General features: G+C 54.9%; 9 protein-coding genes and 3 pseudogenes. 9 read left to right on the top strand and 3 right to left on the bottom strand.

What is annotated here, in order from left to right; all coding sequences use genetic code 11:
* Window positions 1–1,727 precede the first annotated feature (1,727 nt).
* The 6 genes and pseudogenes from V2L32_RS00795 (at window position 1,728) to V2L32_RS00820 (ending at window position 6,992) form a co-directional block, all read left to right on the top strand.
* Window positions 1,728–2,480 carry a hypothetical protein gene (locus V2L32_RS00795; protein WP_331232236.1) on the top strand — a complete coding sequence of 251 codons (753 nt, stop codon included), beginning with the start codon at window positions 1,728–1,730 and terminating at the stop codon, window positions 2,478–2,480.
* A gap of 299 nt (window positions 2,481–2,779) precedes the next feature.
* Window positions 2,780–4,156 carry a hypothetical protein gene (locus V2L32_RS00800; RefSeq protein WP_331232237.1) on the top strand — a complete coding sequence of 459 codons (1,377 nt, stop codon included), beginning with the start codon at window positions 2,780–2,782 and terminating at the stop codon, window positions 4,154–4,156.
* A gap of 231 nt (window positions 4,157–4,387) precedes the next feature.
* The gene (locus tag V2L32_RS00805; RefSeq protein ID WP_331232238.1) at window positions 4,388–4,987 is read left to right on the top strand and encodes a DUF7437 domain-containing protein; all 600 of its coding nucleotides are present in this window, start codon (window positions 4,388–4,390) and stop codon (window positions 4,985–4,987) included.
* A gap of 71 nt (window positions 4,988–5,058) precedes the next feature.
* Window positions 5,059–5,270, top strand: a pseudogene (locus V2L32_RS00810) (hypothetical protein); the annotation flags it as partial.
* A gap of 215 nt (window positions 5,271–5,485) precedes the next feature.
* Complete coding sequence (locus V2L32_RS00815) at window positions 5,486–6,007, top strand: quercetin 2,3-dioxygenase (protein ID WP_331232239.1); 522 nt, start codon at window positions 5,486–5,488, stop codon at window positions 6,005–6,007.
* A gap of 163 nt (window positions 6,008–6,170) precedes the next feature.
* Window positions 6,171–6,992 carry an IS5 family transposase gene (locus V2L32_RS00820; RefSeq protein ID WP_331232240.1) on the top strand — a complete coding sequence of 274 codons (822 nt, stop codon included), beginning with the start codon at window positions 6,171–6,173 and terminating at the stop codon, window positions 6,990–6,992.
* A gap of 21 nt (window positions 6,993–7,013) precedes the next feature.
* Here the strand turns inward: V2L32_RS00820 and V2L32_RS00825 are convergent, their stop codons facing one another.
* Together V2L32_RS00825 and V2L32_RS00830 are read right to left on the bottom strand one after the other, a co-directional pair.
* Window positions 7,014–7,580 carry a peroxiredoxin gene (locus V2L32_RS00825; protein WP_331232241.1) on the bottom strand — a complete coding sequence of 189 codons (567 nt, stop codon included), beginning with the start codon at window positions 7,578–7,580 and terminating at the stop codon, window positions 7,014–7,016.
* Between the two features lie 255 nt (window positions 7,581–7,835).
* Complete coding sequence (locus tag V2L32_RS00830; protein WP_331232242.1) at window positions 7,836–8,396, bottom strand: hypothetical protein; 561 nt, start codon at window positions 8,394–8,396, stop codon at window positions 7,836–7,838.
* 126 nt (window positions 8,397–8,522) lie between these two features.
* On the opposite strand from V2L32_RS00830, the gene V2L32_RS00835 reads away from it, so the two are divergent.
* The 3 genes and pseudogenes from V2L32_RS00835 to V2L32_RS21045 all read left to right on the top strand — a co-directional run.
* Entirely contained in the window at window positions 8,523–8,951 is a 429-nt protein-coding gene (locus V2L32_RS00835) for a winged helix-turn-helix domain-containing protein (RefSeq protein ID WP_331232243.1), read from the top strand.
* A gap of 229 nt (window positions 8,952–9,180) precedes the next feature.
* Window positions 9,181–10,171, top strand: a pseudogene (locus tag V2L32_RS00840) (transposase).
* 41 nt (window positions 10,172–10,212) lie between these two features.
* A pseudogene (locus V2L32_RS21045) lies at window positions 10,213–10,473 on the top strand (hypothetical protein); the annotation flags it as partial.
* A 409-nt stretch (window positions 10,474–10,882) separates the two neighbouring features.
* Here V2L32_RS21045 and V2L32_RS00845 read toward each other — a convergent pair.
* Window positions 10,883–13,411 (bottom strand): lamin tail domain-containing protein, encoded by a 2,529-nt coding sequence (locus V2L32_RS00845; protein WP_331232244.1) that lies wholly within the window; start codon window positions 13,409–13,411, stop codon window positions 10,883–10,885.
* Window positions 13,412–13,437 lie beyond the last annotated feature (26 nt).

The following is a 13,437-nucleotide window of genomic DNA, read 5'->3' on the forward strand; positions in this document are numbered from 1 at the left end:
TAGCGAACTACTTGGCAGAGTTTGAGAACAGTGATTATTGTATAGCCCTTGAACAAAACAGGAAGGAATTATCTATGCATCTTCGAAAGAGTGAATTTGAACATATAGATGCTAGTTCTGCATACAATCTCATAGAGTGTTATCGAGCAACTCTTCCAATATTTGAGCGAGGATTCCCGAATCTCCTCGCACTAAAGCGAATTTTAGATGGTGAGGAGCCAGTAAGCGATCAATTACAAAGAAAAAGCGCCCGATCAGTTCGTGAGGAGTTGACTGGACCCTCACCTAATGACACACACGCGTATTTCGATCAAATAGTAAATAGGTTTGACACTGGTCTTAGAAATGGGATAGCTCATGGAGACATAATCAACGACAGTATCCGAAGTGAAATACGTATACCATCGAGAAATAAACGGTATTCATACGAAGAATTGTCAAATGTGGTTAAACCGAACATCTCCAATGCTATTTTCCTAACAGGGTTATACAGAGCTATAGTGGAATTGCAATACCTATCGATTAGTTTCGACAAATTAGAACGATAGAGGTGTCCAAGGACTATCGAGACGAACGGTGGATTATGCCCGATCCAGCGTATGCTGAGACTCTCATCGGTGTCAGAAATGATCTAGAAGCTGACGTTGGTGATGCTGCTGAAAAATGGCGTGAGATGAGATTTACACCGGAATAAAGAATTGGCAGTACGCAGCAGAGATCGGTCCCACGGGCCCGTACCGTGTTGTAATGGGCACGCCGATTGCGGCAGTCGGCAGGAGCAGGATGCCAAGGTCGTCTCCGCCAATGGGGACCTGACACACCCGGAAACGAAGGAGATCAATGACGTGGAGGAATACTGATTATCCACCTTGTGCAACTCTTCTGCAACTGGGTACTGAATGTTGAACAAGGTAGAAAGTCACAATCTATTTTTCACCTGGCGTACCTGATTAATGTGAGGAGAAGTAGAGCCCCTCAAGGATGTAACGAATAACAACGGCTAACGTGATTCCCATATTTTAGGACAATGGTATCTGTAACAGACGTCTGTTACAGGCAGATATATAATTACGTATTTGTCACGAAGATTACAATGCACTGTGATCTCATCGTCGTCTGTGCCCAAAAGTGGATCGAGGACGAACCATTGCGTATCAGGTGACCCTTTTGCACCGGATGTGAGATCGAGACACGGGGATCGCGGTGACCGGTCGGCACACGACGACCTCCGATTCCACTTCGTAGGAAATCGCGCTCACAGTCTCGGTGCTCACCAAAATCTCCGATCGCAGAGAGCTCCGAACGGACGGGGGCCAATCCGTCGATTCCGATTCAAACACCGACGATGACGAAGACGACCACCCCGGAATGCTGATCGCGGGTGCGTTCTACTATATTCGGGTTTACTACCTCGACGAAGGCACGGGCACAACGCTCTGTGGACTCGACGGCGAGTACGCCTCGGTCTCACTCGACAAAGCGAAACCGAGTGCATTTCGTGTCTGCCGACGCTGTGAGAGCACCCAAAATGGAGGCTACAGTACTCGTCCTTGTCCACACCGCAACAAAGCGGTCGTCATCACCCACTGACCGATGCACGTTCGCGAGTGTTCGGGCTCGAGCCAGCTCGGTGTTAGAGACGAGAGTGAGGACTGTACGAATTCCGAGGAGCAGGACACAGGTGCCAGCCAGGATCGTCCCTCCGAGACGACCAAGGAGACGCACCGATGAGCCGTCCCGAATTGCCTCGTTCGGTCGAGACCATCGACGAGCAACTCGAAGCCCTCACTGACCGGATCGAGGCACTCGAAGCTGAGAATACGGCACTGAAAGCCGAGCATCGAGCCCTTGCTCGGGCGCTTGAAGCGAACACCTCCCCCGATTCGAATCCAGCGACCGACGCCACCGGTTCGAACGCGACGAGCATACCAGACGTCCTCGAGCTTCGTGGAGCCGATTCACCCGAAGACGCACGACTTGATCAAATTTGGATTGCGGGGCATCCGATCGGGTTGATGCTCACCCGACGTCGTTCTGAGATCGAAGCGCTCTCCGAGGTACTCGATGACCTTAGGCTGGACGGGGGTTCGAACGCGCTGCCGATCGACCAGCTGCTTCCGATCCAGGAGACCGCCAGGGATTACGAAGTCGATCCCTCGCTTCTCACGGCGAACAAGCGACGAGCAGCGCTCATCTGGACGACCTTTTTCGAGACCTGTGAGCGAACCCCGACGAAGTTCGTCCTCGATTCTGGCGCAGTGAAGACGATCCTCCGAGTGAACGACGAGTCCCATCACAACGAGACCGTTCGTCGAGTGATGGAGCTAGTGAGCGAGCTCGGTGAGGATCTCATCAGCTGTGAGACGCACCGAAACACGAAGCGACTCATGATCGATCGGGCCGAGTTCGAGGCGTTCGTCGACCGGCTTGGAGAGAGCAGCTCACGCAAGCGAACCGAGACCACGGAGACCACCCGATGACCGATCGACCAACCTACCCAAGAGACCCGCTCAGTCGACAGCGAAAGCGTTCACTGCGGTTATCGTGTTCGTAGTATTGGTCACGGTGTTTGCTGAAACAGGTGATGCTGCAGCTGCCGTCTTGGGACTTCTGTCGATGACGTATGTCTTATCTATGGCGTCGGAAGACGATCCCAAATACAATACGTGTGGTATTCGGTAACAAATGTTATCCCCATACAGAAAGATGTATAGTTATGTTCAGAAATATAACCAATACACGAAGATGTCTCGATGGACTTGAGCTCAGACGGTTCACGGTGGGAGAGACGACCTTCGGTAGGAGCGCCACGATTTCATGGGCAATCAACGAACCTCGGGGACAGAACTGTAGCAACGTGAAGTATCGGATCGATTCGGAACCGAATCTCTACGATGACCTTGATCCCGGGGTGGATTATCAGGTCGGTCAGGAGCGACATCGCTTCGACCAGCTGGAACCAGCCGGCGATGTGAGTGTTAACCCTGCTCGGACACGCACGTACACATTGGAGGCGATCCCCCGAGGACTAGTTGGTCGTATCCCCAGTCTCAAGGAAAAAACACTTGCCAGCGGAACGGTCGTCGCCGGAAATATCGTCAGATACACGCAGATGGGAGACGAGTGGGTTCGCAACCCCAATCCCCATTCTGACGCGTTCGACGACAATTCCAATGATGCAGCCGAGAAGGCCGCTGAAGGGTCACGAGAGATCATCGGGAGCCTCTCGGAATCGCATCGGCGGCGTCTTCACAACAAAGTCATTAAACTCCATCTCATCCCCGTCGACGCATCGATCACCGATCTTCCCCCATACAAGAACCTCGCGGGCGACACCAAAGGTGGGAGCGACTGGGCAGACGCAGCTGGCGCGGGAGGCGTCCTTAAAGAGGAGGGACGTATCGTGATGGCATGCGCAGAGGTCGAGATGCTCGATCTACCCGGTCGTCGATACCCTCTAGGGTACATTCTTGCTCACGAGATGGGCCATACCGTCCTTGGATCGCCACGGTCAGGAGGCCAGTTCCAGCTACACGCCGTTTCGGAGGCTGAACTCCGGAAGCTCAAAGAACTCTTCGAGGCACGCGTCGAGGAGGGAGGGGAGTTCTTGCCCGGTGTCGAGATTCTGGGCGACAACAAGGACTTTGAGGAGTACTTCGCTGAGGGAACCGCGGCGATGTTCGAGAAACCGTGGGACGGAAACAATCCTGATTCCGTTTCCATGTACACGCCCGATTGGTTGAGAGAGAACGACCCGGACCTGTACGACCTGCTGGCCCGGATCTACTCGATGCCGAGACGTCCTCCTGTGATTGACCGATCTCGCTCGACAGTTCGTGATCATAGAGCGGAGACAGGCGACCGTGACAGGAGAGATAGCGGGCCAATAGTTCGTGATCATAGAACTCAACCCACTGTTCGTGACCATCGGAGGCGTCCTATTGTTCGCGATCACCGGGAAGAATCAGGCAGTGGAGTTGGGGATCAAGACCCAATAGTTCGCGATCACCGGAAGAACACCGGAACTCGGGAGGAAAGCGATCGAGATCCGATCGTTCGCGATCACCGAGAAAGATCCCGTGAGGACGCAGACGGCCCAGATGAACCCGATCAGGGTCCGAGGGTTCGCGACCACCGCGATTACCGAGGACACTGAGTCACTGTAGGTTCCCCAACGACCCATATTGGAGGGATTACGGCTGACTCCAGGTGTCTGTGGGAGAGTCTGAGCCGTTTGCTATTCCATTGAATCATGGCATGGTTTTCTCGTTTCCTCGGTCCGATTCACAGATCCCTCGGTGTCGGTGCGGAAGTGGCATCAAATCGCTATCGGTAGGTCTGCCGAAGGATCTTTATGAGTTCGCTGTAAATTGTAATCTATACGCCGATGTCCCGTACTTCGAACCGAACCAACGGCGAGATCGTCCGCGACTTCCTTTCGATCGCGGATCTATTAGAAGAGCCAAAGCTGGCTCAACTGTACGCTTATCTCGCTCGTCACGGTAATTCGACTGTTCAGGAACTAATCGAGGCGCTTGGACTCCCTCAAGGAACCGCGTACGCCTATGTAAATCGGCTCGTCGAGGGAGGTATCGTTGAGACGACGAACAACGAGCAACCACGCAGATATAGAGCTCGTGATATCGAACTGACCGTCACTGGGGCCGATAGTGAAGGGACGTACACGATAACACCAGCACTCATCGACGCGGTCGGACGGCGCGAAACAGATGAGAACATCGACCACTACATTGATCGACACGGGGTTGATGGTCTTGCTACCGCACTAACCTACGCCGTCGCCCGAGAACAAGGGGAGGTGACCCATCGACTCATGGCGAAGGATCTGGATATTCCTCCAATCGCCGCAGAGATCATCCTTCAGACGCTTCGTCCTGTCGTTCACGAACATGCTGATATTGAGATAGCTGGCGCTTCGGTTGCAGAGATTGATCTTGGTAGACGAGACTCGGCTGACGACGCGTGAATCCGGTTCATATCGCCAATACAGGCTTGTTCGTCGTGATGGGCCAACCAACGAATGATCGGTATTAGGCGATCCGACGATTCGCACATCGAAATGACATCACATTCGTTCTCCCAGAGCGAGTCTACGATGAACTGGCCGTCGGCGGTTCTGATATGCGGACACCGACGATCGAAACGACACTCAAAGAGGGATGGGTGGATGTCGCCGGTCCGCTTGATTTTTCCAACCAATCGTATCACAAGTCATGGACGGTGTACAACGGTACATCGCAAACGTGAACTCATCTGTGGAATCCTATCACAAGTGGAATGACTCTCTCGCGATTTCGCCCTGGTTCCGTTGTCATGCCAATTTATTAATATCCGTTCACCCGCCGGAGTTCGGACTTTAGGAGCTGCTGGAGTAGCTCAACGTGATAGCTCGTGTTCCACAACCGTTTTTATCTCAGAGAGCCATCTATACTATGATTATCTATCATAATCAATAGTGATGATAGTGAGCAAAGAAAATTTGATACAAGAATCGGCACATTCGACTCCGCAACCGTTCGTCATCGGCCCTGAGGAGGGCGAAGCCTACTGGATGCTTGGCACCCTCACGATCATCAAGGCGAGTGGCGAGGAGACCGACGGCTCGTTCTCGATGTCCGAACAGCTCGCCCCGCCAGGATTCTCACCTCCTAAGCACGTCCACCCCGAGGATGACGAACTGTTCTACGTCCTCAGTGGGCGGGTTACATTCGAGATCGACGACGAGCGCATCACTGCGACGCCCGGATCAACAGTATACGCTCCGCACGGTATCCCGCACAGTTACCTGATTGAGGAAGAGACCCGCGTTCTCATCATGGTGTTCAAACCCGGGTTTGAGCAGTTCTTCGCCGAGGTTGGCCGTCCCGCCGAATCCTGGACAATCCCGACCGAGGAACCGACCGAGGAGGAAGTAGCGAAGGTCAGTGATATCGCCGAACAATACGGCTTCGAGATCGTTGGTCCGCCGATGAATGCCGAGCACTAAGTCGAGACGAGTTGCTGAAGCATCCCCTCGAACGCCAACTGGTTGAGCATAATCGACTGCACCCGGCGAGATGCCTACTTCCACTGGCGGCTGTTTACTACGCTACGTTGCGGCTCTGTTGCAATCCTTAGTGAATTACAGATTCAGTCGGTAGTTTGAGTAGATGCAGGCACTCCCAAAATCTCGATTGCTCCGATTTGCCGAGGAAGCATTTCAGTTAGCGCAACGTGCTGTGGCTCGATACTCCTCGAAGTTCTCGAAACAACGCTACACGCTCCATCAGCACATCGTTCTCCTGTGTCTCAAAGTTCGGAAGGACACAACGTATCGAACACTTCTCGACGAACTCATCGAGATGCCCCGTATTCGGAGTGCGATCAACCTCACCGAACTTCCCTCCCCGTCAACGCTGTGCAAAGCGTTCGATAGACTCGATATGGCGGTCTGGCGGGTGCTTCTCAATCTCTCGGTTTCACTGCTCCCGACCAACGGTGTTGCGGGGATCGACGCTTCGGGCTTCGACCGGAATCACGCCTCAAAGCACTACACAAAACGGACAAAGATAACGATTCAGCAGTTGAAAGTCACACTCTTAGTCGATTCGAGAGTAAACGCAATCCTCGATCTCCACGTTACAACGACCCGCAAGCACGATACACAGATCGCACCGTCACTCATCAACCGCAACACAGCTGAAGTCGAAGTCCTGCTCGGTGACAAGGGATACGACGATCAGCAGATTCGAGCAAAGGCCCGCAAGAACAATATTCGTCCACTCATCAAACACCGTGAGTTTTCCTCACTTCAGAAAGCATGGAACGCTCGATTGGATGCCGACCTCTACGCTCAACGGAACCAGAGCGAAACGGTGAACTCTCGACTCAAGCGTAAATACGGTGCGTTCGTCCGCTCACGACGCTGGTGGAGACAGTTTCGTGAACTCGCCCTTGCATGCCTCGTCCACAATCTCGACCTAACCCTTTAACGATCAGTACAGACTGTCTATTCAGCGAGGATTGTCCGTCAACCACTCTAAAACTTCACTCGCATGTTCGTCCGGTGGGAAGATTGGATAGAAGACGTATTCGATACGTCCATCAGAGACAATCAACGTTAACCGCTTCAGATAATCGTCTCCCCCAATGCTGAACCTTGGCAAGTTAAGTTCATTCGCCAATTCCCACTCGGCATCGCTGAGCATTTCGAAGGGGAGGTGTAAGCGGTCACGGGCTTCACGTTGGTACTCATTTGATTGCGTAGACAGTCCGAACACCTCCCCGACACCATTGTCCCGAAGTTCGTCGTAGTGGTTTCGAAACCCGCACGACTCAGGAGTACAGCCACGGGCACCCGGTATGTCTTCCCACCCTTCTGGGATCACGTCCTCGTCAGGACGCCCCGTCATTGGATAGACGTAGATGACGGTTCGTGATGGGAGGTCTTGGAGGTTGACCGTCGTATCGTCAGTTGCTGGGAGTGACAGGTTGGGAATCTCCATTCCCTTGAGATGGTCAGCCTCACCATCATCTTCAGGTTCTGGCAGGTCGTCCGGAAGAGGGAAATCGTGGGACATAATGCCGAGTATAACTCCTGAGCAAATAGATTTGCCGGGAAGCTCCATGTTGGAGGCCGATTTCAGACTTCTTTCTGAATAGTGAGACTGGGATCACCGGTGCTAAGCGGATGTTATTATCCGCGATGAATAGACTCCACCGACCGACTGTTTCATCCTATATTGTGTCTGAAGAATAGGATTTCAACAGAGCCTACGTTGCGTAAGTACACAACCATTCGAAAAATTACGGTATCGTCTTCAGCCCCCTTTCTATTAGGGGATCTCGGACTCCGTATGCTCGATGAGTTCCGTATCGGTTCGCCAATGGAGGAGGTGACCATGTTCATCGATCAGTTCGAAGAAATGTGCAAGCATCGCATCAAATGCTTCGCGCTCTTCTTTTTCGGTTGCGTACTTCCGTTTGAGAATCCACGTTTTCCTTCGGAGAGACGGTTCCGAGAGTGCACCAGCTTCCCATTCGTGGCCCCCTCGGTTATGCTCAAACACGCCGACGACGACGTCAGTTCGGCGAATCAGCACGTGGAACTTGAGGACAAAATTGCTTGTGAACGCTGGAACGTCTTTCATAAGAAAGGCATGATCGCCGACGCGACGTCCTGCAAGTGCTTGTTTCACCGCGAGAAGTCGCTGTTCTTCTCGTGGGTTGTAACTCCCGGTCACGAAGTACGAACGATCACTCTCGAGGACTCTTGAAAATACAGCATCGGATTCGAACAGTGCATCTTTGAGATCTTGTATATCCGTCGGTGTGAGCGGTCGATCGGCCACCTCTTTCAAATCATTGAGAATGAGAGTTACGACGTCCTCGTCCATCATTCAGGGACTCTCATTCGTGTTATTTATATATTGCTACTGGAATGGAGACTATGGTGATCCTTATTGTGCCAGTCGTCACCCGAACGGTTATGAGGTAGCCGAACCTACGCATCAGTACACAGAATGTCACAGGACACTCGACACTCCGATACGGAAGCGGCTACAGATCATCAATCGGAGTGGGAGGTTCTTCGGTTGATATCACAGCCGACGCGAGCAGCACTCCTTAGCGACATTTTGGGACATCCACAAGAGCTACCCAGCGTTCGTGAGTTCGACTATTTCAATCCGGACGTCAAACGGAGCAACATCGAGTACCATCTCAACAAACTCGTCGAGGCGAATATCGTCGAGAAGCAATCGCTCCCTCCAGGCGAACGGAAGCGTGACCTCCCCTCGACATTCTATGGACTCACCGACGAGGGGTGGTCTATTCTTGAAAAACACGGTCTCACGGACGAGCAGCCCGTCTGGAAGGCCGTAAACGAACGCGTAGAGAAACCGCCAGAAATCCAAGAAATAGAACAGATGAAACGACCGTCAACGGCGTAGGTATCTCGTTGGCCCAATTTTCGATAGTTTGAGTAGCATCGAGGCGAGTCGGCACCAACTACGGTGATAATCTTAGTGTGAGAAGCTTGCTTATTGGCAGTTGTTAGACACCATCTTACCGGGCTCTTATCAACTGCAGTTGGTTTCGCTTACTGGGTAATTTCAATGCAATGTGAGGGTGTCATAGAACGATTAGCACACCAAAGAGCAGGGTGAATGCTGAGGTGGCATGTGCTCAGCGACCCTGCGAGATGATCCTTCGGTAGAGTCGTTCTTCAATGCCGTGGAGACAGAGACGCTAGCGCTGTTCGAGCATCTCTCCTTCGAGTTCCTCGAAGAGTTCGACGTGTTCGCCCCGTCTCCGCCGGGGCGAACACGAGACCTTGAGCCACCAGAGATGATGCGTGGCTTTCTCCATTGCTACTACAAAGACATCTACGGGGTTCGTCCTGGTGAACGGGAGCTTCAGAACACGTTCGTCTGGCTCGGCTGTGGGTTCGATCGACCGCCGTCAAGAGACGCGGTCGATCGGTTTCTCACTGACCTCGAACACGTCGTTGACGAACTCTTTGCTCAGCTCGTCGAGCAGGCCGCGGAGAGCGGCCTGCTCGAGTTGACCTACTCCGTCGATACACCGATGTGAGAACGATGCCTGCCGACCAAGATGCATCGAAATGCTACGATCCACCCGCTGAAGAGTACTATTACGGCTACGGTTGTACAATCGTCTCGACCGGACAAAAGATCCCGATTGCAGCGGAGTTCACCGAGAGCAACAAGCACCAGAAGAGATGGCGATGCGCGTCACACGTGACGCGCTCGCTGTCAAACAGCCGATCTGGATGGTCGGTGACAGCGCCTACGATACGCTCGACTGGCACGACCACCTGCTGGCCGTAGGGGTCGTGCCAGTTGCCCCGTACAACCCACGAAACACTGACGAGCCGAACGACAGTGAGTACAGGGTCGAAGACCGCATCACCGAACACAGCGAGGACGTTCAGTTAAAGCAATCGACGCTAGACGAGACGTACACCCGTCGGAGTGGAGTTGAACGTACCAACGACGCGGTCAAGGACTGCGGCCTCGGGCACGTCCGCGCCCGAGGCCGCGTTCACGCACGAGCACAGGTGTTCCTTGCACTGTGCCTTCGCATTGTCGTTGCAATCACCAACTACGAACGCGGAGACAATCCGGGAACTACCGTGATCACGGTATGAGAACTCTTCTATGACACCCTCATCACGCTGTCAAACCCACAATTGTGGACTCACTGACTACTTATAGAGTCACTCGATACCCCACTCTCGAAGTTTCTCAGCGACCAGCTCGGGGTTCTCCGTTGCAACAACCATCGCGGTTTCGCGGGCGTCGCCTCTGGTTGTGATCGTTCAAAGAGTTCATCAAGATGCTGTGTCGGACAGCGTGTACGGCCCTTGTGGTGCGCCGAGCCGTCCCCGCCAATCGGCCACCTGACGACCGGTTCTACCGACAATCACCGGTCGAGTACGCCTTCTCGTGAGTGGCAACGCTGTCGCGTCGGCGGCGGTCAGCCGCCGACAGCTCCGTCTTCGCTTAGCGTAGCTCAACCGCTGCTGACGACTCGTTAAGACAGAATCGGAGACTCAGATTGAGTTAGCTGGTGACGCTTTGTGAGGTACTGAGGTTCATCATTTCTCCCTCGACTTACCGTCGATCGAAATGGATCTCAGAAGCCAGTATCATATAGAGGGACGACTCCCTGTCGTCCGAGCAGCACTCAACGAGTACGACTGGGCGAGCGAACGAGACGCTCTCTCAGTGTGAGGACGATCTGATGGCCCTTCCTGGTGAAATTGATGCAAGTGTCTATGAGGGATTGAGAGACGTGCTATAGCGCCAGCCAGATGTCACGACACTGAAATCCGACCATATGAGTGGGAAGAACGTGTTCAGGACCAATCCCCATACCCGTATTCGAAGACGAGGTCATCTTGGTCATCGAAGATCCGCACGACGTCCCCCTCGGCCCGCCAGAGATGTGTCCCGAGACTCCAGTACAGATCAGTCATCGTGTCCTTTCCGTCGGCTGTCCAGACCGTTACTTCCTCGTCCGGGCCCAGTACGAATCCATTGGGGAACACGTATGCGTCGTCGATTGGTGTGTCAACAACCCCCTCATCAAGCCGGTCCATCAGTTGCCAGCCTGTAAAGTCGATGGGCTCATCGCCGGTGTTTCGAAGCACGACGTGTTCATCCTCCAGTGGAACACCGGCGACATTCAAATCAATGGCAAGGTCCACCTCGTTAATTTCATCAACATCGTGGACTTCGTCGACCTTATCGACTCCGTTGACCTCTTCGGCCTCGATGGCCTGTTTAAATTCTCTGACCTCATCGGCAGATCCTGATTGCGAGGATTTCCTCTCGTTGTTATGGAGGCCGACGTCGGACCGGTCCTCAAGGATATCAAACCGCAGCCCTGACTCGAGCTGAGTATCGCCGATGCGGCTATGTCGACCACTCCAGAGATAGCCCCTTCCGTCGATTCCCCTGGCGAACCGGTACTGACGAATCACCTCTCGCCCACCGAGCGGAACCTCCTCATCGATGATCCGGTAGGTCTCAGCTTCATCCGGGAGGAGGTCAGGATCAGGCCTAAGGATCTCCCCATTTGGACGGGGAATCTCCTCCAGTGGTAAACCCAGCGAGTCAGCGTCGAGCAACAGAGCACGTTCGAGCCTGAATTCGTCGCTTTCGGCGGTGAACGGATCCCCCAGGGACGCAGCATCGTCCCCGTCGGTCGATCGAACCGGGACGAATGGGAACCAGTACGGGGGCACACTCGTCGAGAGTCGGTAGTCTGCACGCGCAGGCGCTGGTCCGCTCAGTGACTTCCGGAGAATGAGTCTGCCCTCATCGTTTCGGATCTCCACGGAGTCTGCATCCGTCCATACTGATTCCAATCGATTACAGCCGATCGCATCGTTTTCCGGCGCCTCACCAGTGTACACCTCGAGTGTCCCGCCAACCGCGAGGGTTTGCTCGTCGATCGAGCAGACCGTCTCCGAGGAACCATCGGAACGCCCCGCATCGATCCGATATCCATCAAGAACGTAGCGGTCCTCACCTGGATTAGCGAGCCGAAGGTACTCAGCGTCCGGGTCTGTATTGGCCGTGGCAGCGTCGACGACGAGTCGTGGCTCGCGAAACTCCGTCCGATCGATCGACCGTCCGGTCGGCCCTTCCACCCGCCGTTCGAGCGCGAACACCAGGTTCGCCGTGTTGTCGCGCGAGAATACCACTTGTTCGACGGGGTCGCTCTGCCGACGCTCCCCCGCGGTCGGTAACATAAGTAATCCTGGCTCCTCGTGTCCGGGAAGCTCGTGCATAAACAGGTGCCATTCATCCTCAAGCACCGGAGTCGCCGTTTCAATGATGCCGAACGAGTCGGTGATGGTGAGTTCTGGGATCCGAGAAAGCGTCCCAACCCCAGTCTGCAGGGGGATCCGGAACCAATCGTTGCCGAACTGTAACGCGAACTCGACCAGTAGCAGCCGACTGAGCGCCGCGCCGTCCTCGGTGACGTCCGTGAGGTCGACGTCGGCCTGCTCGAACTCCCACCATTGTGGGGCAGGCATCCCAGGGACCGAGATTCTGGTCGGAACGATGGCCTCCGACCGCCCCTCGGTCGCGCCGTCCGAAGGTGGATCGAGCGACTCACCGTCTGTGGGAGAGACCGAGTACCAGTCGAGTCGGTCGCCGCGGTACTCCGAAGCCTCGAAGACGGTCTCTGTCTCTTGGTCGCCCGTTGAGACCGCAAAGGAGTACTCGAGTCGTTCGGGGTTCCACGCGCCGCCCGACTCCTCGGTCGGCTCGTCGTAGAGCCCGACGTACCACCCGTAGTACGACTCGACACACCCCTCAAACTTTGCGGACCGATCCGCTTCGTTCGGCAGCGGCAGTTCGGACTCCTTCACGTCCTCCCAGTCGCTCCCGCCCTCGACGACCTCCTCGATGTTCCCGACCGCTCTTCGGATCGACCGCGCGACGGCCGTCCCGTCGAGCGTCCGGCCGGCCATCACGTCGACATACCGTCGGTCGGGCGCCTCGAGTCCTCCCTCCGGTGCGGAGAGACGGAGTCGCTCGTCAAACTCATCCGGGGTAAACTCGCCGACGCCCCGTCGCTCCAGCAGCCGTAGGAACTGCTGGCCGGCCTCGGCCCGCAGCCGTAGCGGGGGATCGTCAGTCACGTGCTCTCGCTCGATAGTCGCTTCGAGCGGATCCCCAGGGTATGCGAACGGATCGACGTCCCCGCGGCCGCCGGCACGGTGATCGATCATGGTGAGACGGTCCTCCTCGATCTCGAGATCGGCTCGTACGGCCGAACCACCGTCAGTGCCCCGGAACTCGTTCACCTGCCACTGGCGGCTGAGAAGCCACAGCGGATCCCTGACCGCCGCTTGCAGCCCGTCGTCCATGTCGTCGCTCCGCGGACGTGGCTCCA

Source organism: Halalkalicoccus sp. CGA53 (genome assembly GCF_036429475.1).
GTDB classification, from domain to species: Archaea; Halobacteriota; Halobacteria; order Halobacteriales; family Halalkalicoccaceae; genus Natronorarus; species Natronorarus salvus.

Coding starts and splice junctions, on each gene's coding strand:
- V2L32_RS00820 (WP_331232240.1), top strand. CDS start 6,171: ATGCAGGCACTCCCAAAATCTCGATTGCTCCGATTTGCCGAGGAAGCA.
- V2L32_RS00830 (WP_331232242.1), bottom strand. CDS start 8,396: ATGGACGAGGACGTCGTAACTCTCATTCTCAATGATTTGAAAGAGGTG.
- V2L32_RS00805 (WP_331232238.1), top strand. CDS start 4,388: ATGTCCCGTACTTCGAACCGAACCAACGGCGAGATCGTCCGCGACTTC.
- V2L32_RS00825 (WP_331232241.1), bottom strand. CDS start 7,580: ATGTCCCACGATTTCCCTCTTCCGGACGACCTGCCAGAACCTGAAGAT.
- V2L32_RS00845 (WP_331232244.1), bottom strand. CDS start 13,411: ATGGACGACGGGCTGCAAGCGGCGGTCAGGGATCCGCTGTGGCTTCTC.
- V2L32_RS00835 (WP_331232243.1), top strand. CDS start 8,523: ATGTCACAGGACACTCGACACTCCGATACGGAAGCGGCTACAGATCAT.
- V2L32_RS00795 (WP_331232236.1), top strand. CDS start 1,728: ATGAGCCGTCCCGAATTGCCTCGTTCGGTCGAGACCATCGACGAGCAA.